This window comes from Telluria beijingensis (assembly GCF_030770395.1).
Classification (GTDB): Bacteria; Pseudomonadota; Gammaproteobacteria; order Burkholderiales; family Burkholderiaceae_D; genus Telluria; species Telluria beijingensis.
Genome location: NZ_CP132480.1, coordinates 935,803 through 961,073 on the forward strand (window position 1 = coordinate 935,803; position 25,271 = coordinate 961,073).

The 25,271-nt window shown below is 66.1% G+C and carries 23 protein-coding genes; 17 read left to right on the forward strand and 6 right to left on the reverse strand.

Going from position 1 to position 25,271, the window contains the following annotated elements; all coding sequences use genetic code 11:
- The 8 genes from Q9246_RS04165 (at nucleotide 1) to nikR (ending at nucleotide 7,631) form a co-directional block, all read left to right on the forward strand.
- Nucleotides 1-1,596, forward strand: a complete 1,596-nt coding sequence (locus Q9246_RS04165) for an MFS transporter (protein WP_306395681.1) — start codon at nucleotides 1-3, stop codon at nucleotides 1,594-1,596.
- A gap of 280 nt (nucleotides 1,597-1,876) precedes the next feature.
- Nucleotides 1,877-3,928, forward strand: a complete 2,052-nt coding sequence (locus Q9246_RS04170; RefSeq protein WP_306395682.1) for a TonB-dependent receptor — start codon at nucleotides 1,877-1,879, stop codon at nucleotides 3,926-3,928.
- 23 nt (nucleotides 3,929-3,951) lie between these two features.
- Complete coding sequence (locus Q9246_RS04175; protein WP_306395683.1) at nucleotides 3,952-4,653, forward strand: DUF4198 domain-containing protein; 702 nt, start codon at nucleotides 3,952-3,954, stop codon at nucleotides 4,651-4,653.
- Nucleotides 4,650-5,093, forward strand: a complete 444-nt coding sequence (locus tag Q9246_RS04180) for an ABC transporter permease (RefSeq protein WP_306395684.1) — start codon at nucleotides 4,650-4,652, stop codon at nucleotides 5,091-5,093. Before Q9246_RS04175 ends, Q9246_RS04180 begins: the two co-directional genes overlap by 4 nt.
- Nucleotides 5,094-5,136: 43 nt before the next feature.
- Nucleotides 5,137-5,781 carry an energy-coupling factor ABC transporter permease gene (locus tag Q9246_RS04185; RefSeq protein WP_306395685.1) on the forward strand — a complete coding sequence of 215 codons (645 nt, stop codon included), beginning with the start codon at nucleotides 5,137-5,139 and terminating at the stop codon, nucleotides 5,779-5,781.
- Nucleotides 5,778-6,341 (forward strand): ABC transporter permease, encoded by a 564-nt coding sequence (locus tag Q9246_RS04190; RefSeq protein ID WP_306395686.1) that lies wholly within the window; start codon nucleotides 5,778-5,780, stop codon nucleotides 6,339-6,341. The genes Q9246_RS04185 and Q9246_RS04190 overlap by 4 nt, the downstream gene beginning before the upstream one ends.
- Nucleotides 6,334-7,116, forward strand: coding sequence for an energy-coupling factor ABC transporter ATP-binding protein (locus Q9246_RS04195; protein WP_306395687.1), 783 nt, complete (start codon nucleotides 6,334-6,336; stop codon nucleotides 7,114-7,116). The genes Q9246_RS04190 and Q9246_RS04195 overlap by 8 nt, the downstream gene beginning before the upstream one ends.
- A gap of 59 nt (nucleotides 7,117-7,175) precedes the next feature.
- Nucleotides 7,176-7,631, forward strand: a complete 456-nt coding sequence (nikR, locus tag Q9246_RS04200; protein ID WP_306395688.1) for a nickel-responsive transcriptional regulator NikR — start codon at nucleotides 7,176-7,178, stop codon at nucleotides 7,629-7,631.
- Nucleotides 7,632-7,660: 29 nt separating this feature from the next.
- On the opposite strand, the gene gpmA is transcribed toward nikR, so the two are convergent.
- Entirely contained in the window at nucleotides 7,661-8,350 is a 690-nt protein-coding gene (gene gpmA, locus Q9246_RS04205; RefSeq protein WP_306395689.1) for a 2,3-diphosphoglycerate-dependent phosphoglycerate mutase, read from the reverse strand.
- A gap of 204 nt (nucleotides 8,351-8,554) precedes the next feature.
- Between gpmA and Q9246_RS04210 the strand changes: the two genes are divergently transcribed.
- Together Q9246_RS04210 and Q9246_RS04215 are read left to right on the forward strand one after the other, a co-directional pair.
- Nucleotides 8,555-9,019, forward strand: coding sequence for a (2Fe-2S)-binding protein (locus Q9246_RS04210; RefSeq protein ID WP_306395690.1), 465 nt, complete (start codon nucleotides 8,555-8,557; stop codon nucleotides 9,017-9,019).
- A gap of 8 nt (nucleotides 9,020-9,027) precedes the next feature.
- Nucleotides 9,028-11,334 carry a xanthine dehydrogenase family protein molybdopterin-binding subunit gene (locus Q9246_RS04215; protein WP_306395691.1) on the forward strand — a complete coding sequence of 769 codons (2,307 nt, stop codon included), beginning with the start codon at nucleotides 9,028-9,030 and terminating at the stop codon, nucleotides 11,332-11,334.
- A 45-nt stretch (nucleotides 11,335-11,379) separates the two neighbouring features.
- Here Q9246_RS04215 and Q9246_RS04220 read toward each other — a convergent pair whose 3' ends face one another.
- On the reverse strand, nucleotides 11,380-11,790 hold the full coding sequence (locus tag Q9246_RS04220) for a type VI secretion system amidase immunity protein Tai4 (RefSeq protein ID WP_306398071.1): 411 nt from the start codon (nucleotides 11,788-11,790) through the stop codon (nucleotides 11,380-11,382).
- Between the two features lie 23 nt (nucleotides 11,791-11,813).
- Nucleotides 11,814-12,314 (reverse strand): type VI secretion system amidase effector protein Tae4, encoded by a 501-nt coding sequence (locus tag Q9246_RS04225; protein ID WP_306395692.1) that lies wholly within the window; start codon nucleotides 12,312-12,314, stop codon nucleotides 11,814-11,816.
- A gap of 494 nt (nucleotides 12,315-12,808) precedes the next feature.
- Here Q9246_RS04225 and Q9246_RS04230 point away from each other — a divergent pair, with 494 nt between their 5' ends.
- A complete protein-coding gene (locus Q9246_RS04230; protein WP_306398073.1) occupies nucleotides 12,809-14,248 on the forward strand; it encodes a PKD domain-containing protein in 1,440 nt (479 codons plus the stop codon).
- A gap of 19 nt (nucleotides 14,249-14,267) precedes the next feature.
- Here Q9246_RS04230 and Q9246_RS04235 read toward each other — a convergent pair whose 3' ends face one another.
- From Q9246_RS04235 to gdhA, 3 genes are all read right to left on the reverse strand, one after another.
- A complete protein-coding gene (locus Q9246_RS04235; protein ID WP_306395693.1) occupies nucleotides 14,268-16,049 on the reverse strand; it encodes a DUF885 domain-containing protein in 1,782 nt (593 codons plus the stop codon).
- Nucleotides 16,050-16,144: 95 nt separating this feature from the next.
- The gene (locus Q9246_RS04240) at nucleotides 16,145-17,377 is read right to left on the reverse strand and encodes a hypothetical protein (RefSeq protein WP_306395694.1); all 1,233 of its coding nucleotides are present in this window, start codon (nucleotides 17,375-17,377) and stop codon (nucleotides 16,145-16,147) included.
- Nucleotides 17,378-17,737: 360 nt separating this feature from the next.
- On the reverse strand, nucleotides 17,738-19,081 hold the full coding sequence (gdhA, locus tag Q9246_RS04245) for an NADP-specific glutamate dehydrogenase (protein WP_306395695.1): 1,344 nt from the start codon (nucleotides 19,079-19,081) through the stop codon (nucleotides 17,738-17,740).
- A gap of 268 nt (nucleotides 19,082-19,349) precedes the next feature.
- On the opposite strand from gdhA, the gene Q9246_RS04250 reads away from it, so the two are divergent.
- From Q9246_RS04250 to Q9246_RS04275, 6 genes are all read left to right on the forward strand, one after another.
- Nucleotides 19,350-20,489, forward strand: a complete 1,140-nt coding sequence (locus Q9246_RS04250; RefSeq protein WP_306395696.1) for a toxic anion resistance protein — start codon at nucleotides 19,350-19,352, stop codon at nucleotides 20,487-20,489.
- 70 nt (nucleotides 20,490-20,559) lie between these two features.
- On the forward strand, nucleotides 20,560-21,147 hold the full coding sequence (locus Q9246_RS04255) for a TerD family protein (protein ID WP_306395697.1): 588 nt from the start codon (nucleotides 20,560-20,562) through the stop codon (nucleotides 21,145-21,147).
- 63 nt (nucleotides 21,148-21,210) lie between these two features.
- A complete protein-coding gene (locus tag Q9246_RS04260) occupies nucleotides 21,211-22,041 on the forward strand; it encodes a hypothetical protein (RefSeq protein ID WP_306395698.1) in 831 nt (276 codons plus the stop codon).
- Nucleotides 22,042-22,245: 204 nt separating this feature from the next.
- Nucleotides 22,246-23,817, forward strand: coding sequence for an AbgT family transporter (locus tag Q9246_RS04265; RefSeq protein ID WP_306395699.1), 1,572 nt, complete (start codon nucleotides 22,246-22,248; stop codon nucleotides 23,815-23,817).
- An 80-nt stretch (nucleotides 23,818-23,897) separates the two neighbouring features.
- A complete protein-coding gene (locus tag Q9246_RS04270; RefSeq protein WP_306395700.1) occupies nucleotides 23,898-24,500 on the forward strand; it encodes a DUF5610 domain-containing protein in 603 nt (200 codons plus the stop codon).
- 14 nt (nucleotides 24,501-24,514) lie between these two features.
- Entirely contained in the window at nucleotides 24,515-25,261 is a 747-nt protein-coding gene (locus tag Q9246_RS04275) for an FxsA family protein (RefSeq protein ID WP_306395702.1), read from the forward strand.
- Nucleotides 25,262-25,271 lie beyond the last annotated feature (10 nt).

Sequence of the window (25,271 nt, forward strand, 5' to 3'; positions counted from 1 at the left end):
GTGAGCGAGGCGCTTCCAGGCGGCGCGCCGCCGTCCGCGCTCGCGCCCCTGCGCAATCCGGTGTTCCGCACCCTGTGGGGCACCTGGATGGCGGCCAACGTCTGCATGTGGATGACCGACGTCGCCGCCGCCTGGATGATGACGTCGCTGACCGACTCGCCGGTCTGGGTGGCGCTGGTGCAGACTGCCGCCACCTTGCCGGTATTCGTGCTCGGCCTGCCGAGCGGCGCCCTGGCCGACATCCTCGACCGCCGCCGCTACTTCATGGCGACCCAGTTCTGGATCGCGGCCGTGTCCTCGGCGCTGTGCGCGCTGGTGATGGCGGGGCTGGTGACGCCGGTGCTGCTGCTGGCAATGCTGTTCGCCAACGGCATCGGCCTGGCGATGCGCTGGCCGGTGTATGCGGCGATCGTTCCCGAACTGGTGCCGCGCGCGCAGCTGCCGGCGGCGCTGGCGCTGAACGGCGTGGCGATGAATACGTCGCGCATCATCGGGCCGCTGGTCGCGGGTGCGCTGATCGCCAGCGCCGGCAGCGCCTGGGTGTTCCTGCTCAATGCGGTGCTGTCGGTCGCGGCCGGCCTGGTCATCATGCGCTGGAAGCATGCCCCGGCGCCAAGCGCGCTGGGGCGCGAGCGGCTGCCCAGCGCGATCCGGGTCGGCGTGCAGTTCGTGCGCCAGTCGCAGGGGATGCGCGCGGTCCTGCTGCGCATCGGATTGTTTTTCTTTCATTCGACCGCGCTGCTGGCGCTGCTGCCGCTGGTCGCGCGCGGCATGCAGGACGGCGATGCCGGCACCTTCACCCTGTTGCTGGCCGCGCTGGGCGCCGGCGCCATCGCCACGACCATGTTCCTGCCGCGCCTGCGCCAGCGGATGACGCGCGCGACGATGGTCCTGGGCGGCACGCTGCTGCAGGCCGGCGCGATGGCCACGGTGGCGCTGACGCCATCCATCTACCTCGCGGCGCCGGCCATGTTCGTCGCCGGCGCCGGCTGGATCGCGACCGCCAACTCGCTCACCGTCAGCGCCCAGCTCGCCCTGCCGGACTGGGTGCGGGCGCGAGGCATGTCGATCTACCAGATGGCGATCATGGGCGCCGGCGCGCTGGGCGCCGCCTTGTGGGGACAGGTGGCGGCCCACAGCAGCGTGGCGACCAGCCTGCTGGTGGCGGCGGTATCCGGCGCGGCCGCGATGACGCTGGTGCATGCGCGGCGCACCGAACGTCCGGAAGAAGACCTGAGCCCGGCCGGCGAATTCAGGCTGCCGCAGATGGCGTCGCCCGGGCCGGGAAGGGTCGAGATGACCATCGAATACTGCATCGATCCCGCTCGCGCGGATGAATTCCACGCCCTGATGCAGGAAAGCCGGCGCAGCCGGCTGCGCCAGGGCGCGCTGGCCTGGACGCTGCTGCGCGATGCCGGCCGCGAAGGGCGGTATGTCGAACGCATCGTCGACGAATCGTGGGCGGAGCACCTGCGCCGCCTGAGCCGCGTCACCACCGCCGACGTCGCGCTGCGCGAACGCAAGCACGCGTTCCACATCGGCCCTTCCGAGCCCCTGGTACGGCGTTTCATTGACGAATCCACGCCGTCGTCCTGAGCGCATGCGACGAAAGAATTGACGCGCGAATTCCTTTGGTTGTACTATTAATCCACATAAAGGAACATCGTTCCGTATAAAGGAACTGACGGAGACAAGCGCCTCCAGGCGTACATCGTCAGGCAGTTGATCAACAGCTTGCAGCACAGCTTTCGTCGTCGCCGAGACATGGGCCGGTCGATCCGGCTTTTTATTTCGGCGTCCGGTATGACGATTTTTATTTTCGTGTGAGCACAACGGCGAATCGCATGGCTGCGGGCCCCTGGAAGGCGATGGAATCATGGAATTGAAAAAGAAACGGATGATGCTGCTGATCGGCGCGGCGCTGGCCGGCGCCGGCGCCGGCGTTCACGCCGAGGAAGCGGCGATGTCGGTCATCGTGGTCAAGGGCCAGGGCCTGGCCACGGATACCTCGCCGTTCACCGTAAACGTGATCGAGCAGGAGACGATCCGCGAACGCCACGTGAGCCAGTTGCAGGAGCTGTACCGCGAGGTGCCCGGCATCTCGATCCGCGGCCTGGGGCTCGGCGGCGTCGCCGATTCGATCAATATGCGCGGCTTCACCGGCGGCGGGCATGGCGGCGACATCGGCATGGCGATCGACGGCGTCTCGCTCAACGAATCGATGTCGCATGCCGACGGCTATGCGGACCAGAACGTGATCATTCCGCTCGAGGTCGAGCGCATGACCGTGTACAAGGGACCGTCGTCCGTCCTGTACGGCAATTACAGCCGCGCCGGGACCATCGCGGTGGAATCGCGCAAGGGCGGCGAGTACCGCGACATCGACGTCAAGATCGGTTCGCACGCGACCCGCGACGTGCAGGCGGCAATCGGCACCCGCATGGGCAATGTGCAGGGCAACTTCGCGGTCCAGCTGTTCGACACCAATGGCTTCCGCGAGCAATCGGATACGCGCCGCGGCACCGCGTCGGGCCGCCTGGGCTTCGACCTGGGCGGCGGCACCCAGCTCGCGCTGTCGGGCCGGGCCCACGAGGGTAAATGGGATTCGGCCAGCTACATCACCGGCGCCCAGAACGCCGACGACGACAAGCGCTACGACAAGGACCCGAACGTCCAGAACGACGATGGCCGCAAGGATTTCTATACCGGCCGGCTCGACTTCAGCACGCCGCTCACGGACGAGCTGCAATTGCTGGCCTTCGCCTCGGCCACCCACCAGTCGCTGAGCCGCAGCTATACTCGGCCGACCACCGCGGTCAAGTGGGAGCAGCGCCTGGAAGCCTATGAACGCCAGGTGCGCGGCGCCGGCGCCAGCCTGAATGGCGCCAGCCAGGTCGGCGGGCGCAAGCTCGACTGGGTGGCCGGGGTAGAGGGCTACCGCGAAACGTCCAACTACATCTTCAAGGACGCCCTGCTGAACGGCGCCGAAACCGCAGTGACGACAAGCGGCGCCAAGCCCTACATGAACCGCGACTACCTGACCAGGTCGGTGGCGGCCTTCGCCCAGGCCGAATGGGCTTACAGCGAACTGTTCCGCCCCGCCCTGGGCGTGCGCTACGACCGCTTCACGGGCAATTGCAGCCCGGCCGGCGTGGAGATCGGCACCGGCGCCGGCAATCCCTGCCTGCGCATGGCGGGCTATTCCCACACCAGCCCCAAGCTGGGCGTGCGCTCGCGCTGGTCGCCGCAATTCGAGACGCGCGTCAGCCTGACGGAAGGCTTCCAGCTGCCATCCGCGTCCGCCCGCTACAGCGCCAGCGGAAGCGCGGTCGATCCGACCAGGATCCGCCAGGCCGATGCCGGGCTGACGTTCAGGCCGGCCAAGGGCGCAGTGGTCGACCTGGCGGTATTTCGCATTAAGACCTATAACGAGGTGCGCGACCTCGGTGGCGGCAACTTCGAGAACTTCGGCCAGACCCGGCGCTCCGGCGCCGAGCTCGACCTGCAGTACGCGGTGTCGTCGCAGATGGACCTGTCGGCGGCGCTGACCTGGATCGATACCGAGGTGCTGCAGCATGCCAACGCGGCGGTCGTCGGCACGTCGGTGCCCAATGTGCCGGACCGTACCGCGACGGTGCGCGCCCGCTACGACTTCGGCGCCGGCTGGTCGGCCGACCTCGCGGTCCAGCACGGAGGAGGGTATCCGGTGACGGCGGATAACACGGCCAGGCTGGGTGCATTCACCACCGCCGACCTGACCGTGGCCTGGGAACGCAACACCAGCATGGGGCGCCAGCGCTTCTACGCCGCCGTCACCAACCTGACCGACCGCATGTATTCCACCAGCTCACTGGTGAGCGCCGGCCTCCAGCTCTATGCACCGGCGCCGCCGCGCGGCATCCAGGTCGGCATGAGCATCAGCCTCTGATAACAACCACAAGGAGACACGACATGAAACATCGCATTGCACTCACCCCCCTGGTCCTGGCCCTCGGCATCGCCGCCACGCCCGCCCAGGCGCACGACGCCTGGAACGAGGCGCGCGGCGCCGGCTATGCCGTGGTGTTCGGCCACGACGGCAAGCTCGAAGAATACGCCCCCGCCAAGGTCAAGGAACTGGTGGCGGTGGACGCCGCCGGCGCGCCGCTCAAGCTGGCGCAGACCGCCGCCCCGGGCGGCGTGACCTTCACCGTGGCCGGCAAGCCGGCCCTGGTCACGCTGACCTACGATAACGGCTTCTGGACCAAGACCACCGAAGGCCAGAAGAACCAGCCGAAGAACGAAGTCGCCGGCGCCCTCAGCGCCTCGCATGCGATCAAGTTCGGCAAGACCGTGTACGCCTGGGGCCCGGCCGCCACCCGTCCGCGCGGCCAGGACCTGGAAATCGTGCCGCTCGGCGCCAGCGCGCCGGTGGCCGGCAAGCCGGTCGAAGTGCAGGTGCTGTGGCAGGGTAAGCCGCTGGCCGGCGCCACCGTCACCCGCGTCGTCGGCGGCCCCGAAGTGTCGGCGCAGAGCGATGCCGCGGGCAAGGCGGCGCTTCCCGCGCTGGCCGGCAAGCAGGTGATCAGCGTGAGCCACAAGCAGGACCTGAAGAACGATCTACAGGCCGACGTGTTGTCGACCTCGGCCAACCTGGTGTTCGTGGCCCAATGAAGCGCCGCGCGCAATTCGTCGCGGCCATCGCCTTCGCCTGGGCTGGCGTGGCGGGCGCCCACGAGGTCCAGCACGAGATCGCCCCGGGAGCCGCGGTGGTCGTGCGCCTGGTGTATGCCGACGGCGAACCCTTCGCCTACGAACAGTACGAGCTGTTCGCCAAGGGGCGCGAACAGCCGGTGCAGACCGGTCGCACCGACTACAAGGGCCGGGTGCTGTTCGCGTCCGACGACACCACCTCGTGGCGCCTGCGCAGCTTTTCGGCCGATGGCCATGGCGTCGACCTGAACTTCGACGCCCGGGCCGACGCTGCGGCGGCGCCGACGGCGCCGGTGGCCGCCGACCCGGGCCGCGCCATGCGCCTGCTGTCCGGGCTGGCGGTAATCCTGGTCACGTTCGCCGCGCTGGCGCTGCTGCTGCGGCGCCGGAGACCTGCATGACAATCGACCTTGACAACCGACCGTAACGATCATTGGGGGCACCATGCACATTCCCGACGGTTTCATCTCACCGCAAACCTATCTCCCCGCCTATGCGCTGGCCGGCGTGGCCTGGTCCTGGGCGGCGCGCAGCCTGCGCGACCAGCTCGACGAACAGACGGTCCCCAAGCTGGCGGCGATGACGGCCCTGGCCTATGGACTGGGCCTGGTCATGGTGCCCATGCCCGGCGGGACCTCGGGCCACGCGCTCGGGGTGGCGATGCTGGCGCTGCTGTTCGGCGTGCGCCTCGCCTTCCTGTCGTACAGCCTGGTGCTGATGCTGCAGTCGCTCCTGTTCGGCGCCGGTGGCATCACGGCGCTGGCGATCAATGCGCTGGCGATGGGGCTGGTGGGATCGCTGGCGGCCTCGCTGGTATTCCGCGCGCTGCGCCGCTTCGGCGACACGGCGGCCGTGGCCGCGGCGGCCTGGTGTTCGGTGATGCTGCCGGCCCTGATCGTGGCCCTGGTGCTCGGGCTGCAGCCCCTGATCGCGCATGGCGCCGACGGGGCGCCGCTGTTCTTCCCCTTCGGCTATTCGATCGTGCTGCCCGCGGTGCTGGCGCCGCATGCGCTGATCGGCGTGGGTGAGGCGGTGCTGACGCTGTTCGTCTGGCGTTTCGCCCGGATGCGCCGCTGGAGCCTGGCATGAGTCTCTCGATGAATCCGCGGCGCTGGCTGGCCGCCTACCTGGCGGCGGTGGTCGCCCTGACCTTCGTGCACCAGCCATGGCTGCTCGCGGCGCTGCTGGCCCTGGCGCTGGCGTGCGGCAGCAGCGAACGCTGGCGCCTGCTGCGGCGCGCGCTCAAGGCGGTGCTGGCCTTCAATCTCTCGGTCAGCCTCGGCTACCTGGTGGTAGCGTTGTGGCAGGACCGATTCTCGGGCCACTACCTGCTGCTCGTGAACCTGCGCGTGCTGCTGCTGGTCTACCTGGGCTTCTGGTTCGTCGGCCGCGTCAACCTGCTGCAGGCGCTGGCATTCTCGCCCACGCTATCGTTCCTGGCGGCGCTGGCGGTGGGGCAGGTGGCGGCATTCACGCGCATCGTGCGCGACTTCCGCCTGGCCTTCGCCAGCCGCAATTGCGCCGCCATCGCGCTGGCCGACCGCGCACGCCACGCGTCCGCCCAGGCCAGCCACCTGTTCGACAAATCCATCTGCAGCGCCGCCGACACGGCCATGGCGATGCGTTCACGGGGGAGTTTCGATGATTGAAATGAACGATGTGGATTTCGCCTGGCCGGATGCGCCGCAGTCGCTGTCCGGCCTGTCGTTCCGCCTGGACGCCGGCGAGAAAGTGGTGCTGCTGGGCGCGAACGGCTGCGGCAAGTCGACGCTGCTGAAGCTCCTGAACGGCCTGGTATTCCCGACCGCCGGATCGTATCGCTACGGCGGCGAAGAGGTCGGCCCGGCGCGCATGCGCGAACGCGACTGGGTGCGCCGCTTCCGGCGCGAAGTGGTGCTGCTGTTCCAGCAGCCGGACGCGATGCTGTTCAATCCCACCGTGCGCGACGAAATCGCCTACGCCCCGCGCAAGCTGGGCTGGACCGACGTCGAGCAACGGGTCGACTACTGGGCCTCGGCGCTGCGCCTGCAGCCGCTGCTCGACAAGCCGCCGTTCGCGTTGTCCGGCGGCGAGAAGCAGAAGGTGGCGCTGGCCTCGATCCTGGTGCTCGATCCGAAGGTCGTCCTGCTCGACGAACCGTCGGCCAGCCTCGATCCGCGCGCGACCGGCTGGCTGGTCGACTTCCTGCTCGACACCGGCGCGACCGTGGTGGTGTGCACCCATGACCTGAGGATGGCGGCGGAATTCGGCGAGCGCTGCCTGATCGTCGGCGAAGACGGGCGCCTCGCCTACGACGGCCGCCTGCAGCCGGCGCTGGCCGACCATGCGCTGCTGCAGCGGGTCAACCTCGCGCATGCCCATCGCCACCGCCATGGCACGGGTGAGCACGCGCACCTGTTCCAGCATGGGTCGAAGGCCGCCTGAGCCGGGCGTGGTATGCGGCCGTCCCCGATGTTCAATCTTCTTTCTTGGCAGGTGAAACGATGCGGCGCTTGACGATTTCGGTCGACGACGACCTGGCGGATACGTTCGACCAGCTGGTGGCGCGCAAGGGTTACCTGAACCGCTCCGAGGCTTTTCGCGACCTGGTGCGCAAGGCGCTGGACGAGGCCGAGCTGGCGCCTGGCCGGGCCCAGTGGTGCGTGGCCACCGTCAGCTATGTCTACGACCATCACGAGCGCCAGCTGTCGAACCGCCTGACGCAGATCCAGCATGCGCACCACAACGTCGCGCTGGCGACGCTGCACGTCCACCTGGACCATGAAAACTGCCTGGAGACCGTCGTGCTCAAGGGACGCATGAGCGACGTGCGCGCCACGGCCGACGGCATGATCGCCCAGACCGGCGTGCGCCATGGCAGCGTGCACCTGGTGCCGGTGGAGATCCATGACGACGGCCATCACCAGCCCGGGCACAGCCACATCCATCCGCATCGCTGATCCGCTTTGCCGGTCCGTGCCGGCGCCGCCTACTCGAGGTAGTAGTGGCGGATCGGTTTCAGTTGCGCGTCCAGTTCGTAGACCAGCGGCCGGCCGTTCGGGATATTCAGGCCGACGATGTCGCTGTCGCTGATCCCGTCGAGTATCTTGATGAGGGCGCGCAGGCTGTTGCCGTGGGCCGAGACCAGGATCTTCTTGCCGGCGCGGATGGCGGGGGCAATCTCGTCGTTCCAGGCCGGCATCAGGCGCGCGACGGTGTCCTTCAGGCACTCGGTCGCCGGGATGGCATGCCGGGGCAGGGCGGCATAGCGCGGATCGTCGAAGGCATTGCGCGGATCGTCCCCGTCGAGCGCGTCCGGTGCGACATCGTAGCTGCGGCGCCACAACAACACCTGCTCGTCGCCGAATTCGGCGGCCGTTTCGGCCTTGTCCAGTCCCTGCAGGGCGCCGTAGTGGCGCTCGTTCAGGCGCCAGTCGTTCCTGATCGGGACGTACATCAGGTCCATCTCGTCCAGCGCCAGCCACAGGGTGCGGATCGCGCGCCTGAGTACCGAGGTGTAGGCCAGGTCAAAGCAGAAGCCAGCGTCGCGCAGTGCGCGGCCGGCGTCGCGCGCCTCGCGCACACCCTGGTCGGTCAGGTCGACGTCGGCCCAGCCGGTGAAACGGTTTTCCAGGTTCCAGGTGGACTCGCCATGGCGCATGAAGACGATCGTATACATAGCTTTCCTGTAAATTTCTTATCGTTCCTTTATGTGGAACGACGGTTCAAATTATACCGTTCTTCGTAAAAATGTGCTTAGATAGGGCCTCACCCGGATCGGATGGCAAGGCGCGCAGGCCTGCAGGTTGGGGCAAGAGACGTCGACGACAGGGGGACCAAAACGGACTACTGCCGCTGCAAGACAGCGGATTTCGGAGACAATATGCCAACAGTACAATTTGATGTAGACGGCAAGCGGGTGGCGATCGACGCCAGCCCGGACATGCCCTTGCTGTATGCCCTGCGCGACGATCTGAAGCTGGACAATCCCAAGTTCGGATGCGGACTCGGCCAGTGCGGCGCCTGCACCGTCCAGCTCGACGGCGTGCCGGTGCGTTCCTGCCTGCTGCCCGTGTCGGCGGTCGCCGGCAAGCAGGTCAAGACCATCCGCGGCCTCGGCACGCCCGAGAAGCCGCATCCGATCCAGGCCGCCTTCGTCGAAGAGCAGGTACCGCAATGCGGCTACTGCCTGAGTGGCTGGATGATGACCGGCGCCGCCCTGCTGGAATCGAATCCGAAGGCGAGCGACACGCAGATCCGCGAAGCTTGCGCCGGCCTCAAGTGCCGTTGCGGCACCCATGTCTCCATCCTGCGCGCCATCAAGCGCGCGCAGACCAAGATGGCCTAGGGGGCGACATGACCGATCACACCAATCATTCGTCGCTGCAGCGGCGCCAGTTCCTGCAGGCGGCCGGCGCCCTCGTCGTCTGCGCCATCGCGCCGCAGTCGGTGCTCGCCAGTCCTGTGCAGCCCGCCGGCACGCTGGCAGGCAAACGGGCAGGCAAGAAGCCGGCCCTGCGGCCCGAGGAGCTCGACAGCTGGATCGCCATCGGGCCCGATGGCCGCGTCACCGCCTATTACGGCAAGGTCGACCTGGGCCAGGGCCTCGAAGTGGCGATCGCCCAGGTGGTCGCCGAAGAACTCGACGTCGCCGTCGACCAGGTCGACGTCGTGATGGGCGACACCACGGTCTGCCTGAACCAGGGCGGCGCGTCCAGTGCGCTCGGGATCCAGGCCGGCGCCAAGCCGCTGCGCAATGCCGCCGCCGAGGCGCGCCGCCTGCTGCTCGACATGGCGTCGCACAAGCTCGGCGCGGCGCCCGAGCGCCTGGACGTCGAGAACGGCCGCGTCGCGGTGCGCGGCGACGCCGCGAAGTCGGTGAGCTACGCCGACCTGGTCGGCGGGGATTACTTCAACGCGCCCGTCGAGTGGAACAAGAAGGACGGCAACCAGATGAACGTCAGCGGCAAGGCCAAGCCCAAGCCGCCGTCGCAGTACAAGGTGGTCGGCAAGTCGGTCGACCGCCGCGACGTGGCCTGGAAGGTGTACGGCACTGCCGGGTATGTGAGCGAGATGAGGCTGCCGAACATGCTGCATGGACGGGTGGTGCGCACGCCCCATGCCGGCGGCGTGCCGCTCAAGGTCGATGCGGGCTCGATCAAGGCTTTTCCCGGTGCGCGCGTGATCCATGAGAAGAACTTCGTCGCCGTGGTGGCGGAGAAGGAATGGGACGCCATCGGCGCGGCGCGTGCGCTGGCGGTGACCTGGAGCGAGCCGACCAACCCGCTGCCCGGCGTCGACAAGCTGTTCGACCATGTCCGCACGGCGAAGGTGGTCAAGCGCGCCGACGAGGAAAAGCGCGGCGACCTGGCCAAGGCCTTCGATGGCCAGGCGCGCGTGATCGACGCCGAATACGAGTGGCCGTTCCAGTCGCATGCCAGCATGGGGCCGGCCTGCGCGCTGGTCGACGCCACGCCCGGCAATGCCAGGGTCTGGACCGGTAGCCAGAAGCCGCACCATGCGCGCGACGGGGTTGCCAAAATGCTGGGCCTGGAGCCGGACCAGGTGCAGGGCATCTATGTGCCGGGCCCGGGCTCGTATGGCCGCAACGACGCCGGCGACGCCGCCATCGACGCCGCGCTGCTGTCGAAACTCACCGGCCGCCCGGTGCGCGTGCAGGGCATGCGCATCGACGGCACCGCCTGGGATCCGAAGGCGCCGGCATCGGTGCACCGGGCGCGCGCCGCGATCGATGCCGGCGGCAAGGTCGTGGGCTATGAATTCGTCTCGCGCGGCTTCTCGCGCGCCGACATCGACAGCAACGAGTCCGACCCGCGCCACAGCCTGGCCGGCATGGAGCTCGGCATGCCGCTCGATCCGGGCCAGAATTTCGGCATCCCCGCCGAGACCTATGGCTTCGCCAACAAGATGCTGGCCTGGGAGACGATCCCGCCGCTGCTGGAACGCAGTTCGCCCTTGCGCACCTCGCACATGCGCGATCCGGTCGGCCTGCAGATCCAGTTCGCGAGCGAGCAGTTCATCGACGAACTGGCCATCGCGACCGGCGCCGACCCGGTCGCGTTCCGCCTCGCGAACCTGACCGGCGAGCGTGACCGGGCCGTGGTCAGGACGGCGGCCGAGAAATCGGGCTGGAAGGCTTCGACCGGGCTGCGCACCAGGCAGAAAGGCGAGGTCCTCAAGGGCCGCGGCATCGCCTATGCCCAGCGCGGGGGCACCGTGCTCGCGGTCGTCGCCGAGATCGACGTCGAGCCCGCGAGCGGCCGCATCTGGGGCCGCAAGTTCACCGTGGCCCACGATTGCGGCCTGGTGGTCAATCCGCAGGGCTTGCGTCACACGATCGAGGGCGGCCTGGTGCAGGGCCTGTCGCGCGCGCTGTTCGAGGAAGTGAAATTCGACACGAATATGGTCACCAGCGTGGATTGGGGCAGCTATCCGATCCTCGAGATGGCCGACGCGCCGGAGACCATCGACATCGTGCTGATCGACCGCCCCGAGGTCGCGCCGACCGGCGCCGGCGAAGCGACCTGCCGCGTCATCCCGGCGGCGCTGGCCAACGCCTTCTACGACGCCACCGGCGTGCGCCTGCGGCGCGCGCCGATGACGCCGGAGAACGTCAAGAAGGCGCTGGCGCGTACGGCGTGATTGCGCGCAGAGGGCCGATTGCGCCGGCGCGAAGCTGCCGGTAGGTCAAGGCCCCTGCTTGTAGACGCGCTTCGGATGCACGACGAGGCGTTTCACCAGGTCTTCCAGCGCTTTGCTGTGGTACAGGTCCATGCACTTCAGGAAATCGAACCGAATGCCTTTGATTTCCGATTCGACGAGAGGATTGCTGTAATCCCGGGCCAGATAGCTGTCCACCAATGACTTGACTGCGTCCGGGCTCTTTTCCATATCGAAGTAGGTCCAGTCACGCAAGGCGCTGACACTGCTTCCGATATCGGCCGATGCGCCGGCTTCGTTGCGATAAGCCTGCGCCAGGCAGTTTGCCAGTACCAGGTCCTTGTAATTTTGCGCGTGCGTGCGGGCAACTGCCTGGGGCGAAGTCATTTCGCGAGGCGAAGCATGAGCTGGGGGACACAACAGGATGGACGCCATCATCGCCATGCATGGATAGAGCGACTTCATCGCAAGCTCCAGAAATGTGCACGATCCGTTCGATAAGCTACTTCTGGCGCATTGAAATAACAGTGGTCGTAGCAGGAACTGCCGTCGTAAAGCGTGGCATGCCCCTGTGCATTCGACCAGCCGGATACTTCAAAAAGTACGACCCCTTTTTTGCCTGCCAGTGTGCCGCCGCCGGAGGCTGGATATTTCACGATCTCGGCTGTCCCCCACTGTTGTGTCAAGAAGCCAATCAGGTCGCGTACCCGGAAGAAGTATTTGCGCCCGTCCGCTCCGGAGACTGTCTGTCCTCGGATGCTCGGTATTCTCAGTCCCGCCTGGCCGAGTATATAACTCATCCGCACGGCACAAGTGTTTTCCCAACGCTGGGAGGCCGCCGGATTGTCGATATTCTTTTCGACATTTCCTCCAATTATTTTCGCGACCCGGTCACCGGGATTGATCGGGTCGTAAATGCGTTGTGAAGCTGCCCATGCGGTATCGAATGACGGTTGGGTCATGGCGGAGGCCCTCTTGATTTGTACGGGAGTGTGTTCGTCCTGGCGGCGATGGAGCGGTCGATGGCGAACGTTTGCCAAATCTGGCGTAGGACGTTGAACGACATCGTCCAGGCATCGTGATGCATTATTCCGCGAGACCTGTGCCCTTATATTTCGCTAGCGCAAGAATCGGCAAAATTTGAACGAGGCAACACGTGCGCACGACAACGCCACGCATCCCGCGCTGGTGAAAGGAAGATGTGCCATGGCCGCGACACCAGGCTTGGCGCAGCGCAGACGCGTGCATGACGTTGCGCCGGCGCGTATCGTGCGCGCCACGCACTACGCATGATGAAGCCCATCGTCCGACAGCGCCGGGGATGGTCACCAGGGCTCGGGCTTCATTCCTTGCTGGAGAGGACATGCGACTTGTTCGAGTACAAACGGTGTCAAATGGCGGCGGCGCAGGCAGGCTGCTCAAGTGCCTCTGGCTTCTGGCGCTACTGTTGGCGGGGATGTCCGGCGCGGCGACAGCGCAGCCAGAACCGGCAACGGACCGCCTCGATGACCAGCGTAGCGGCGCACACGCCGCCTACCGCGTGATCAACCTGGCGCCAGGCACGATCGCGACCTACCCGCACATCAACACTGCCGGTCAGGTGGCGTTCACGATGGTGAACGGCGGCCGCACCACGGCATTCTTCCACGACGGCGGGTCCACGACCGACATCGGCTCGCTGGGCGGCGGCATCGCCTACGCAAACGACCTGAACGAGGCCGGCCAGGTCGCGGGCACGGCGGTGGACCGATACGGCATCGAACACGCCTTCCTGTGGAGCGCAGGCCGCGGCATGCTCGGCATCCTCGCCCAGCCGGCAGGCGTCCGCTCGCATGGCTGGGCGATCAACAACCGCGGCGTCGTCACCGGCTCGTTCGGGGAGCCGGTGCGTCCGTTCCGCTGGAGCCTGGCCGGCGGCCTGGAAGAGCTGGGCATCTCCCCGGCCTACCCGCAGCCGGCATCGGGCCGGGTGCTCAACGATGCCGGCCTGATCGCGGGTGTCACGACGATCGACGATGAGTTCACCCGCGTATTTGCCTGGACCCGCGCCAGCGGCGTGGTCGACATCGATACGCTCGGCAGCGTCGAATCGACGGCCGTCGCGGTCGGCGCCGGGGGCGAGGTGGCGGGCAATCGGCTGGCGTCCTGGGACGACGGCGGCGATCGCCCGTTCCTGTGGACACGCGCGACCGGCATGCAGGACCTCGGCATCGGACGTGGCGCCACGGCCTGGGTGAATGCGATGACGCCCGGCCTGCATATCGCGGGCGGCATCGGTTATCCGGACGGCCGCCAGCGTGCGATGTCGTGGACGCGCCGCGGCGGCATGCGCGAACTAGGCACCCTGGGCGGCCGTACCTCGGTCGCGCGCGACGTCAATGCCCGCGGCCAGGTCGTCGGCTTTGCCGAGGACAGAAGTGGGGTAATGCGCGCCTTCGCCTGGCACGCCGCGACCGGCATGCAAGACCTGAACCGCCTGTTGCGCAAGGCTCCACCCACCCTGGTGCTGGAACAGGCGCTGTCGATCAACGACAGCGGAGATATCGTGGCCAGCTCGAACGCCGGCCTGGTGCTGCTCAGGCAAGACCGGCGGCGCGGGGGCGGGCACACGGTGGGACCAGTCCTGGCGCCGCGCACGGTCGAGGTGGGCGCCACGTTGCGGGCATCGGTGTCCTTCGTGGATGGCGACCGGACCGGCACGCGCAGCGTCGACTGGTCATGGGGCGATGGTAGCGGCGGGGCGGCGCGCCGGATCGACGAACGCGGCGGCGTGGGCAGCGCGAGCGCCACCCATGCCTATGCAGTGCCGGGGGAGTACACGGTGACGGCCACGGTGGTCGACCGGCATGGCCGCCGCACCGTGGTCAACCAGCCCGTCGAGGTGACCGGGCCGTGAGCGACGACGATCGTCGTGCTCATCCTTTCTTTTGCGCGGCGATCCAGCGATCCGTTGCGGCTTCGAGCACATCGAGCGGTACCGCGCCGTGCGACAGCACCTCGTTGTGGAAGGCGCGCAGGTCGAAGTCCTTGCCTAGGGTTTTCTCGGCGCGCGTACGCAGTTCGCGCAGCTTCAGTTCGCCGATCTTGTAGCTGAGGGCCTGGCCCGGGATCGCGATATAGCGCTCGACTTCCTGCACCGCCGTCACCTCGTTCTGCGGCACGTTGTCCATGAAGTAGGCGATCGCCTGTTCGCGCGTCCAGCCCTTCGAGTGGATGCCGGTATCGACCACCAGGCGCACGCCGCGCCAGATCTCGGCGGTCAGGCGGCCCACCCACTGCCATGGATCGTCGTACATGCCGATTTCCTGGCCCAGCATTTCGCTGTACAGGCCCCAGCCTTCCGAGAAGGCGGTGCTGCCGCCAAAGCGGCGGAAGGCCGGCAGGCCGGTGGTTTCCTGCGCCAGGCTACGCTCGAAATGGTGACCGGGAATCGCCTCGTGCAGGAAGAAAGCGGTGGTCGTGAAGTTGGTGCGGGTCTCCGGTTTGTAGGCATTGAAGTAGAAGACGCCGGGACGCTTGCCGTCGACCGAGCCGCGCTGGTACGAGGCCGGGGCCGCGCTCACTTCGCGGAAGGCCTCGACCGGGCGGATCTCGAACGGCGCCTTGGGCACGCGCGCGAACAGCTGGTCGACCTTGGCCTCGACGCGCGGACGCATCGCCTCGTAGGCGGCCTGGATCTCTTCGCGTGACTTGAAGCGCAGCTCGGGAGCCGTATTGAGGTGCGCGAAGAATTCCTTCAGCGTGCCCTTGAAGCCGACCTTGACCCTGGCTTCTTCGAACTGCGCGCGGATGCGCGCGACTTCGCGCAGGCCGATCTCGTGGATTTCTTCCGGCGCCAGGTCGGTCGTGGTCGAGCGGCGCGCCAGGAAGGCATACCATTCCTTGCCGCCAGGCAGGGCGCCGATGCCGGCACTGTCGCGGCCTGCAGGCAGGTAGGTTTCGCGCATGAAGGCCAGCAGCTTGCGGTTCGCCGGCGCCAGCTGTTCGCGCACCATTTTTCCGTACGCATCAGTCAGGCGCGTCTTGTCGGCGGCGCTGAAGGACGCCGGGAATTTCTTCACCGGCGCCATATAGGTGCTGGTGTCGAGATTGTCGCTGCCGACATTCTCGAGCTGCGGCAGCACGCGCTGGATGAGCGCCTTCGGCATCACGATGCCCTGCGAGATTCCCTTGCGCATGTCGGCGATCATATTGTCGACGGCAGGGGCGTAGCCGGCGGCGCGCTTGAGCCAGTTGTCGTAGTCCTGCACGGTCTGGAACGGCTGCGTCGAGGCGCCGGAGCCGAGTTGGGCCATCAGCAGGTGCAGGCCCGAGAACTGGTCGACCGGCACCAGGTCGGACGGGAAGCGCAGGCCATCGAGGTTTTGCTGCAGGTTGTAACGCAGCAGGTCATAACTGATGCGGTCTTCCGACGGCAACGGCGTGGGATCGAAGGTGGCGCTGCGCGCCAGGTATTTTTCCGCCAGCGCGCGGGTTTGCGCGCGGCTCTCGGCGGACGAGGTCACGCCGAAGCGGTCGTTGTAGCGATTGTCGCCACTGAAGGTGGCGACGATCGGGTTTTCGCGCAGGTAGTCTTCCCAGTAGTCGGCATACAACTGGTTCATCTTTTCCGGCGTGGCCGGCGTCTTCACCTGGGCGATGGCAGGGAGGGCTGCGCACAGCAGGGTGCACAGGAACAGTGGGAGCGAGCGTGTCATGTTTTCTCTTGGTGGTCGAGGCCATGCAAGAATAGCATGGCCTCGCCGGGCCCTGGAACGTCGGCGCAGGACGGCGACGCCCCCGCCGCTATCGCTTATCTGGCATCGAAGTAGCCCGCATCGATGTGCCGCAGCCACAGGTTGCCGACCACCTTGATGCTGTCTTGCGTGAACAGGTAATGGTGGAAATCCTGCACCCGCACGACCTTGAACTTGCGCGCATGCGGTTCCATCACCTCACGGTGGGCATCGACCACTTTCGGTGGAATCGCCTCGTCCAGCGTTCCGTTCATCTCCAGCACGGCAACGTCCTTGAGCGCCTGGGCCGGGAAGCTCGGCTCGAGCATATTGCGCATGAACTGGCTCAGGCCGAGCTTGCGTTCGGCGGCCGGCAGCGAGTCGGACAGCCACAGGCGCATCGCGACTTCGGTCAGCGAGCCGGCATTGAACTGCATCGTCGCGTCTTCCGCGCTCTTGAAGCGCGGGCCTTTCTGCGCCGTCTTCCACCAGCGCAGCCTGGTCTGCTCGTCGAGTTCCTTCGTGTAGTAGCCGAAATCGTCGAGACCGCGCTCGCGCAGGCGCAGCGCCGAATTGGTATACGGCGTCTTGAAGTCGCCCTGCGTGGCCTTGCGGTAGACATAGGCCAGGCCGGAGCTGCTCGTTCCCCAGCCCAGGTAGCCGTCGGGCTTGACCTGCTGCGCCAGCGGATACAGGAAGGCGCCGCCGGTCGACATGCCCCAGTACAGCAGGTAACTGTCCTTGCGCTCGCCCGGCGGCACTGCATGTTCGATCGCCTTGCGGTAGCCGGTGAGGTAGGTGATCGGCGTCGCCGCCAGCATCTGGCTGTACAGCGGCGAGCCTTCCTTGGGCACGCGGTACACATTGCTGTCGCCCGAGGTGGCCGGCTTGCCGGAACCGGACTTGACCTCGAAATCGGCCGCGCTCCACGGGGCTTTTTGTGCGCGGTTGAAAATGGGCATGCGGGTGTCGAGGGGAATGTCCTGCCATGAGCCGACGCCGTCCTTGTCCAGGAAGTTCCAGCGGCCGACCCGGGTCAGGCCGACGAACTTGACGCCGCGCCTGGCCAGCCAGATCCCCGGCCCTTCCTTGCCTTCCGGCGTCTCCAGGAAGTCCATCGCGTATTCGCTGCCCGGTTCGCCACCCACCACGACCAGCTTGCGGCCCTTGTGCAGGCGCGGCTTGTCCGGGGTCAGGGTGACGACGACCTGGGTGAATTTCTGTCCATGCGATTCGAAATCGATGTAGTCGATCTTGCGGGTATAGCCGCTGGTGACCGGGTAGTCGTCGCCCTTGAGGATGTCGGCCACGGTGCTGCTATCGACTACGCCCTTGTCCGGCGGCAGTGGCCAGGTGGCCGCCGCGGCGTGAAGGGAAATCAGGGATCCGGTTGACAGTAGAAAAGCGAAAGGCAAAGCGCGTCCAAGCATGATGTCTCCATATCGTTATCAGTAGGGATGAATCTCGGCCTGCTGGAACATTATGCCGCGCTAACGTGATTCCATGTAAAAAATGGAATATTGGTCCGTATATCGGAACGACGAGTTTGAGGGTACTGTGGGTCAGGAACATCGGTCTGTAAACGACGACGCCAACCCCTGAGGGTTGGCGTCGTGTAAAACATGGCCGTGACGGCCGGTGCGGAGCGGCCCCGAAGCGCCGCTAGCTGCTCAAATCACCCCTTGCGCCAGCATGGCGTCCGCCACCTTCACGAAGCCGGCGATATTCGCGCCGTCCACATAGCTGATGCTGCCGTCGGCGCGCGCGCCATACTTGATGCAGGCGGCGTGGATGCCCTGCATGATCTGCAGCAGGCGGGCGTCGACTTCCTCGCCCGGCCAGGACAGGCGCTCGGCATTCTGGCTCATCTCGAGGCCCGACGTGGCGACGCCGCCGGCGTTGCTGGCCTTGCCCGGCGCGTACAGCACGCCGGCCGCCTCGAAGGCCTTCGCAGCCTCGATGGTCGACGGCATATTGGCCCCCTCGGCCACGCACAGCACGCCGTTGCGGATCAGGGTGGCGGCATCGCTGGCGTCCAGTTCGTTCTGGGTGGCGCAAGGCAGGGCCACGTCCACCGGCACGTGCCATGGGGGCACGCTGGCTTCGAACTTGCTGCCGGTGCGTTCCGCGTAGTCGCTGACGCGGCCATACAGGTGATTCTTGACCTCCATCAGGGTCGCCAGCTTCTCGGTCGTAAAACCATCCATGTCGATCACCGTGCCGCTCGAGTCGGATACCGTGACGACCCGGGCGCCAAGCGCCATCGCCTTCTCCACGGCGTACTGCGCCACATTGCCCGAGCCCGACACGCTCACCCGCAAGCCCTCGAACGAACGGCCGCGGGTCTTGAGCATCTCTTGCGCGAAATAGACGGTGCCATAGCCTGTGGCTTCCGGCCGCATCAGCGAACCGCCGAAGCTCAGGCCCTTGCCAGTAAAGACGCAGTCGGCGCGGTTGCTCAGCTTCTTCATCATGCCGGCCATGTAGCCGACTTCACGCGCGCCGACGCCGATATCGCCGGCGGGCACGTCGGTGTCCGCGCCGACGTGGCGGAACAGTTCGCTCACGAAGGCCTGGCAGAAACGCATGATCTCGCCCGGGCTCTTTCCTTTCGGGTCGAAGTCGGAGCCGCCCTTGCCGCCACCCATCGGCAGGGTGGTCAGCGCATTCTTGAAGGTCTGTTCGAACGCGAGGAACTTCAGCACCGACAGGGTGACCGAGGGGTGGAAGCGCATGCCGCCTTTATAGGGACCGATCGCCATGCTGTGCTGGATCCGGTAGCCGCGGTTGACGTGCACCTGCCCGTGGTCGTCCACCCACGCCACGCGGAACATCACCACGCGCTCGGGCTCGACCAGGCGGTCGAGCAAACCATGCTCGGCATACCGCGGGTGTTGCGCGATGAATGGCCACAGGCTTTCCATCACTTCGGTCACGGCCTGCAGGAATTCGCCCTGGCCGGGGTTGCGGTCGGCGACGTGCTGCAGGAACTGGTGTACGGATTCGTATTTCATGGTGGTCCTAAAGAGCGAAAAAATATCGGGGTTCAGGTACCTCGCCATCGATGCCGGATTGCGACTTCATGCTGGGGTAGGGAAGCGCGGCGTCACCTTGTGGGATCGGCAGCGCCATCATGGGTAGGAGCAAACTTTATTTTCCAGGGAACGATGGTATCAGAAGCGGCGCGCGTGAATCGGCAATGTGTTGACCATCCTGAAACGCTCTGCGCCCGATTGTCCGGTGGTAAGCTATTGTCGTTGCCACTCCACTTGAGGGAATCCTATGAAACCGCTGTTCTCCTCCGACGAGGAAGCGAACGCCGCATCCCCCGCGCCCACAACGCCCGTGATGCCCGCTGCCGGGCTGCCGCCCCTGCTGGACCCCGCCCGCGCGCCGGACGCGCTGCCGGCATTGCGTCCGGAAGCGGAAGCGACTGCGGCCCCGGTGGTCCGCGTCGACATCTCCGGCATCGACGACAAGGCCATCGAGACGCTGGGCAGCGCCGCCGGCCCGGGCGTGGCGAAGGTCTCGGCCAAGTTGCTGGGCACGGTACGCGCGTCGGACGCGGACGTATTCGGCACGCAACTGAACGAACTGATCGCCACCTCGAAGGGCCTGGACCCGGCCAAGCTGCGCTCCGGCGGGCTGCTGTCGCGCGTGACGAACATGTTCGGCTCGGTCAAGGAAAAGATGCTGTCGCAATACCAGGTGGTCGAATCGCGCATGGACACCCTGGTCTCCGAGATGACGCGCCACGCAAACGTGCACCGGGGCCGCATCCATGATTTCGACGAGATGTACAAGGGCCTCGAAATCTACTACCAGGGCCTGGATGCCGACGTCAAGAAAGGCGAAGCCTGGGCCGAGCGGCTGCGGCAGGCAGTGGCCCAGCAAGGGGCGGCGGCAAATGCCTTCGAGGCGCAGCAGGCGACAGAACTCAGGCGCCGTCTCGAGCGCCTCGAAAAGCGCATCGACGACCTGCGCCGCGCCATGCTGATGGCCACGCAGATGGTGCCGCAGATCCGCCTGTCGCAAGACAATGCGCGCGCGCTGACCGACACCTTCACCGACATCGTCAATGTCTCGATCCCGGCCTGGCGCAATGTATTCTCGCTCTACCTGCTGCAACTGGAGGCCAAGCAGAGCGCGGCGGTCGCCAATGCCGCCTACGACGCCACCGACGCGGCATTCCGCGCCCAGGCCGACATGCTGCTGGAAAATACCGAGACGGTGGCGCGCGCCAAGCAGCGCTCGATCGTCAGCCTCGAGACGGCCCAGCACGTCCAGACCCAGCTGGTCACCGCCTTCGACAAGCTCGAACAGATCTCGAACGAGGGCCAGCAGCGCCGCCGTGACGAGCTGCCGAAGCTGCAGGAGCTGGAGCGCGAGCTGATCGCCAGGTTCTCGCCGGGCGCGCCGTAAAGACGCGGGCGCCCGTTGATCCGGGCGTGCATTCCAGCGACAATAATCAACCCATCTACAAGGAAAGCTCATGTCGACGACGCTCCAGACTGGCCACCGCATCAACCTCGAAAAATCCGCACCGGGCTTGAAGCGCGTTCGGATCGGCCTCGGATGGAAGGTCAATGCGGCCGCTGGCCACGCCTTCGACCTCGATTCGTCGGTGTTCTTGTGCCGCAAGGACGCGGACGACCATCCGGTCATGATCAGCAACGCCCACTTCGTCTACTACAACCACACGACCTCGCCGGATGGCGCGGTGGTGCACTCGGGCGACAACCGCACGGGCGACAAGGATGGCGACGATGAAGTCATCACCGTCGACCTGGCCCGGGTCGATCCGGAGGTCATGGAAATGCCGATCGTGGTGACCATCCACGACGCCGAAATCCGCAAGCAGAACTTCGGCAGCGTGTCCGGCGCCTACGTGAAGGTGTACAACGACGAGACCGGCGAAACGATCGCCGAATACAACCTGAACGAAGACTATTCGGACAAGACCGCATTGCAATTCGGCTCGCTGTACCGCAGGGAGGGAGAATGGCGTTTCCAGGCCGTCGGCGCCGGCTTCAAGCTGAACCTGGCGACCTTCATCCGCAAGCTCGGCGGCACCGTCTGAGCGGCGCCGCGCGCCATCGCGCAGCCCTGTCCCGAGCGACGCCGGGCACCTGCAGGTAGCCAGATGACTCCCAAGGCCTTCGACTTCGGCGACGAGCCGGCGCCGTCCTCCGAACCGCCTGGCGGTTCGGCCGGGCCGCGTGCATTCGACTTCGACGACGTTCCCGCGGCGCCGGCCGCGTCGGCCCTGACCAGGAAGACCGTGGCCAGGCCGCTGTTCGACAGCGAAGACCACCCGGCGGTGCGCGATGCGCTTGCCACCGCCCACGCCGGCTATCCGGCCCAGTTCGCGCGGTCCGAGCAGCGCCTGGCCACGCTGTTTCGCCGCATCCTGCCGGTCCGGCTGGCGCTGGTCACCGAGTGGGCCGAGGCGCCGCTGATGGAGCAGGCCGCCCTGCTGCAGCCCATCACCGACCTGGTGCTGAAGTTCACGCAGATGGGCGTGCCGGCGCAGCTCGAGGCGGCGCTCGAGACCACCAGGGGATCGCCAGGCATGTTCGGCAGGCTGTTTCGGCGGCCGACCTCGCCGGCCGAGTACCGGCCGCTGCTGACCTCGTCCCGCGCGCAACTGGTGCAGCTATTGGCCGACAGCGAGGGCGCCATGCGCGAGCTGGAAGCGTCGGCCCACGAGTTGGGCCTGCACCTGCTGGCGCTGGCCGTCGTGTCGACGCTGGTCGAAGATGCGCCGGATGCGGTCCTGGTGGATGCGCTGGTGCAGCGCCGCACGCTGATCCAGCAGGCGGTGCGCCAGGCGGAGCTGTCGGTGCTGCAGATGCAGCAGGTGCGCCAGCAGGCCGCCGACCTGATCGGCCAGATATCTTCTTTTCTTACCGTTACCTTGCCCGCGCTCGGGATGGCGCAGGCGCAGGGGACAGGTGAGCGCGGCCGCTCCTGACACCAGCGTAAACACTGCGGTCCCTCCGTCAATACGCCTGTTCGTGGATGGCGTATTTGCTCATCAATAAGCTTTTCGACAGCGCGGCTTCTGCGTAATATGTGCCTCGGCGACAACAGCAGGCCGGCGCAGTCGATGTATTGACGTCAACTTGCCGCTGCAACACATCGAACTTTTCGAAGTCCCTGTCAAGCAAAGGCAAAGATGACTGCACCAACCACTGGCTCTCCACCGCGCGGCTTGAACCGCATCCTGAACTTCATCGAGGTGGCCGGCAACAGGCTGCCCGATCCGGCGATCCTGTTCGCCCTGCTGCTGGCCGTGGTCTGGGCCACGTCCTGGGCGATGTCCGGCCTGGTCTTCGACGATATCGATCCGCGCACCGGCCAGGCCCTCGAGATCCGCAACCTGCTGGCGCCGACCGCGCTGACCGATTTCATGGCGAAGATGGTCAATACCTTCGTCACCTTCCCTCCGCTGGGCGTCGTGCTGGTGGCGATGCTGGGACTGGGCGTGGCCGAATACACGGGCTTCATCAACGCCGGGCTGCGCAAGATCCTGGCGGTGACGCCGATGTTCCTGCTGACCCCGGTGTTGATCGGCGTCGGCATCCTGAGCCATATCGCTGTCGATGCCGGCTATGTGCTGGTCATCCCGCTAGGCGCCGTCATCTTCTATGCGGCCGGGCGCCATCCGCTGGCCGGCATCGCGGCCGCCTTCGCCGGCGTCTCGGGCGGTTTTTCGTGCACCTTCTTCGTACCTTCCAGCCTGGACCCGCTGCTGGCCGGCCTGACCCAGGTCGCCGCCCGGCTGTCGTCCGATCCGGCCGCCGCCTCGATCGTGATCAACCCGCTCAACAACTACTATTTCACGACCGCGTCGACTTTCCTGGTGATCCTGGTCGGCTGGTTCCTGACCGACAAGGTCATCGAGCCGCGGCTGAAGAAATCACCGGTCGACGGCGACCCTGCCGGCCTGCCCAAGATGGAGCCGCTGCAGCCGAACGAGATCAAGGGCCTGCGCTGGGCCGGCATCGCGATGCTTCTCAGCCTGGCTTTGCTGATCCTGTCGTTCATGCCCGAAGGTTCGGCCTGGCGCGCGCCGGACACGCGCGAGCTGACCCATTCGTCGGCGCCGCTGATGCAGTCGATCGTCGCGCTGATTTTCATCTTCTTCCTGATTCCCGGCGTGGTCTACGGCTATGTCGCCGGCACCGCGAAGAACCACCGCGACATCGTCAAGGGCATGAGCCATGCCATGAGCGGCATGGGTTACTACATCGTCATGGCCTTCTTCTGCGCGCAGTTCATCTATGCCTTCGGGCAATCGAACCTGGGCGCCCTGATCGCGCTCAAAGGTGCGCTGTGGCTCAGGGAGATGGCGTTCCCGCTGGGCGTCACGATGGCCGGCATCGTGATCCTGTCGGCCACGGTCAACCTGTTCATCGGCTCGGCGTCCGCCAAATGGGCCCTGATCGCGGCGGTGATGGTGCCGATGCTGATGGAACTCGGCGTCTCGCCGGACATGACGCAGGCGGCCTACCGGGTGGGCGACTCCTCGACCAATATCATCACGCCCCTGCTGCCGTACTTCCCCCTGATCATCGTCTTTTGCCGCAAATACGTGCAGTCGACGGGCATCGGGACCCTTATCGCGCTGATGCTGCCCTATTCGCTCAGCCTGATCGTGCTGTGGACCTTGTTCCTGCTCGGCTTCTGGGCACTGGGGCTGCCGCTGGGCATCGGCTCCACGTACACCTATCCGGCAGTACCTTGACATGGCGAAACGGGGAAACGCTTAAGTTTTCGTGATGCCGCCCGATATCCTTATTGTCATCAACCAATGAGGAAGCGGCCATGAGCATGAGTATCGCGGGCGTGTCGCCGCAGGGGGCGGCGCTCCCTGTCACCAGGGTGAAGCCGGCAAGCGCCGATGTGCGCGAAGAAGCGGCTGCCCCGGCCCAGGATAAAGTCACCCTGGGCGGCAAGCCGCAGCCGTCTCAGCCGCTGACGTATGGCGGCCCCGGCAGCCCCGGCAGCAGCAAGATCACGCAGTCCGACCTTGCAAGCATGATCGAAGAGTCCGAGCGCAAGGCGCAAGCGGTCATCGATTTGATCCGGCCACTGGTCGAGCAGCAGGGTCTCAATCTTGCCAAGGTGGCGGCCGGAGAGCAGCGATTGAGCGCCGATCCGGCCTCCATCGAGGCCGCGAAGGCGGCCATCGCGGATGGCGGCGAATACAGTGTGGAAAAAACCGCCGAACGCATCCTGGGCTTTGCCAGGGCGATGATCGGCGCCGATCCGTCCAGGATGGAGTCGATTCGCGCCGCGGTCGAAAAAGGCTTCCAGGAAGCGCAAGACATGCTCGGCGGGAGCCTGCCGGACATCAGCCTGAAGACCCGGGACGCGGTCAAGGCCGAGTTCGATCGATGGGAAAAGGACGGCATGCCGGCGGACTGACGTGTCAGGTACGCGTGTACTGGGTGCGTTTTGCCGCTGCTGGCGATCTGAATGGCAAGGGCTTGCCGCACTGGCCTGCATTTCGTGGCGCGGCCGGGCAGGTGCAGCGCCTGGACGATCCGATTAGCCCGGCCCGGTGCCGGCGCTCGACCTGCTGCAAGTCTTCGATGATGTGTATTCGACGCTTCGGGGGAAGCCGTTTGGAGAGTAGGCACCGCAGATGGCTGTTAAACTCTGCAATCGACGCTCGGCGTTCATTTGCAGGGGACCACAAAATTCTGCGTTTTTTATTCACGGCGGCCATCGCCAGGCCAAGGCTGGTAATCGCTGTTGCCTTATCAGTGCTGGTAGCGTTGGCCGGTATGCTGACCTACACCGGCTTCCTGGTCATCGGCGTATTGGCCGATTATCTTGGCACGGGCCGGTTCGTGGCCGGGCTGCTTCTTGGCGGTCTGTTTGCGAGATTCCCCTGGATACGCGAAGGCAAGCTGCGCATTATTGGCTTGTTGCCCAAACCGGTCCGTCGACCACTGATCGCGGGCATTCTTGCACTGTGCTCGTTGCACTTCGTATGGCGAGGCGACTACGTGTCCGTACTGTTCACAGGGTTCGCCATGGCTTTTCTTCTTGCATACCCCTGGATGAGGCGCGCTATCGTCGATCGGATGTCAGCGTCCGCGTTCAACTTCGCTGGTGGCCGACATCCTCGTCAGCACGACGATGACTCGGTGATCGAGGGCGAATTCAGGGAAAAGAAATGAATGCGCCGGA

Bases quoted from the DNA above. Each gene is read 5' to 3' on its own strand.
- Q9246_RS04235 (WP_306395693.1), bottom strand. From the start codon at position 16,049: ATGACACGCTCGCTCCCACTGTTCCTGTGCACCCTGCTGTGCGCAGCC.
- Q9246_RS04175 (WP_306395683.1), top strand. From the start codon at position 3,952: ATGAAACATCGCATTGCACTCACCCCCCTGGTCCTGGCCCTCGGCATC.
- gdhA (WP_306395695.1), bottom strand. From the start codon at position 19,081: ATGAAATACGAATCCGTACACCAGTTCCTGCAGCACGTCGCCGACCGC.
- Q9246_RS04265 (WP_306395699.1), top strand. From the start codon at position 22,246: ATGACTGCACCAACCACTGGCTCTCCACCGCGCGGCTTGAACCGCATC.
- gpmA (WP_306395689.1), bottom strand. From the start codon at position 8,350: ATGTATACGATCGTCTTCATGCGCCATGGCGAGTCCACCTGGAACCTG.
- nikR (WP_306395688.1), top strand. From the start codon at position 7,176: ATGCGGCGCTTGACGATTTCGGTCGACGACGACCTGGCGGATACGTTC.
- Q9246_RS04250 (WP_306395696.1), top strand. From the start codon at position 19,350: ATGAAACCGCTGTTCTCCTCCGACGAGGAAGCGAACGCCGCATCCCCC.
- Q9246_RS04230 (WP_306398073.1), top strand. From the start codon at position 12,809: ATGTCCGGCGCGGCGACAGCGCAGCCAGAACCGGCAACGGACCGCCTC.
- Q9246_RS04270 (WP_306395700.1), top strand. From the start codon at position 23,898: ATGAGCATGAGTATCGCGGGCGTGTCGCCGCAGGGGGCGGCGCTCCCT.
- Q9246_RS04180 (WP_306395684.1), top strand. From the start codon at position 4,650: ATGAAGCGCCGCGCGCAATTCGTCGCGGCCATCGCCTTCGCCTGGGCT.
- Q9246_RS04170 (WP_306395682.1), top strand. From the start codon at position 1,877: ATGGAATTGAAAAAGAAACGGATGATGCTGCTGATCGGCGCGGCGCTG.
- Q9246_RS04195 (WP_306395687.1), top strand. From the start codon at position 6,334: ATGATTGAAATGAACGATGTGGATTTCGCCTGGCCGGATGCGCCGCAG.
- Q9246_RS04220 (WP_306398071.1), bottom strand. From the start codon at position 11,790: ATGATGGCGTCCATCCTGTTGTGTCCCCCAGCTCATGCTTCGCCTCGC.
- Q9246_RS04215 (WP_306395691.1), top strand. From the start codon at position 9,028: ATGACCGATCACACCAATCATTCGTCGCTGCAGCGGCGCCAGTTCCTG.
- Q9246_RS04260 (WP_306395698.1), top strand. From the start codon at position 21,211: ATGACTCCCAAGGCCTTCGACTTCGGCGACGAGCCGGCGCCGTCCTCC.
- Q9246_RS04210 (WP_306395690.1), top strand. From the start codon at position 8,555: ATGCCAACAGTACAATTTGATGTAGACGGCAAGCGGGTGGCGATCGAC.
- Q9246_RS04185 (WP_306395685.1), top strand. From the start codon at position 5,137: ATGCACATTCCCGACGGTTTCATCTCACCGCAAACCTATCTCCCCGCC.
- Q9246_RS04190 (WP_306395686.1), top strand. From the start codon at position 5,778: ATGAGTCTCTCGATGAATCCGCGGCGCTGGCTGGCCGCCTACCTGGCG.
- Q9246_RS04255 (WP_306395697.1), top strand. From the start codon at position 20,560: ATGTCGACGACGCTCCAGACTGGCCACCGCATCAACCTCGAAAAATCC.
- Q9246_RS04225 (WP_306395692.1), bottom strand. From the start codon at position 12,314: ATGACCCAACCGTCATTCGATACCGCATGGGCAGCTTCACAACGCATT.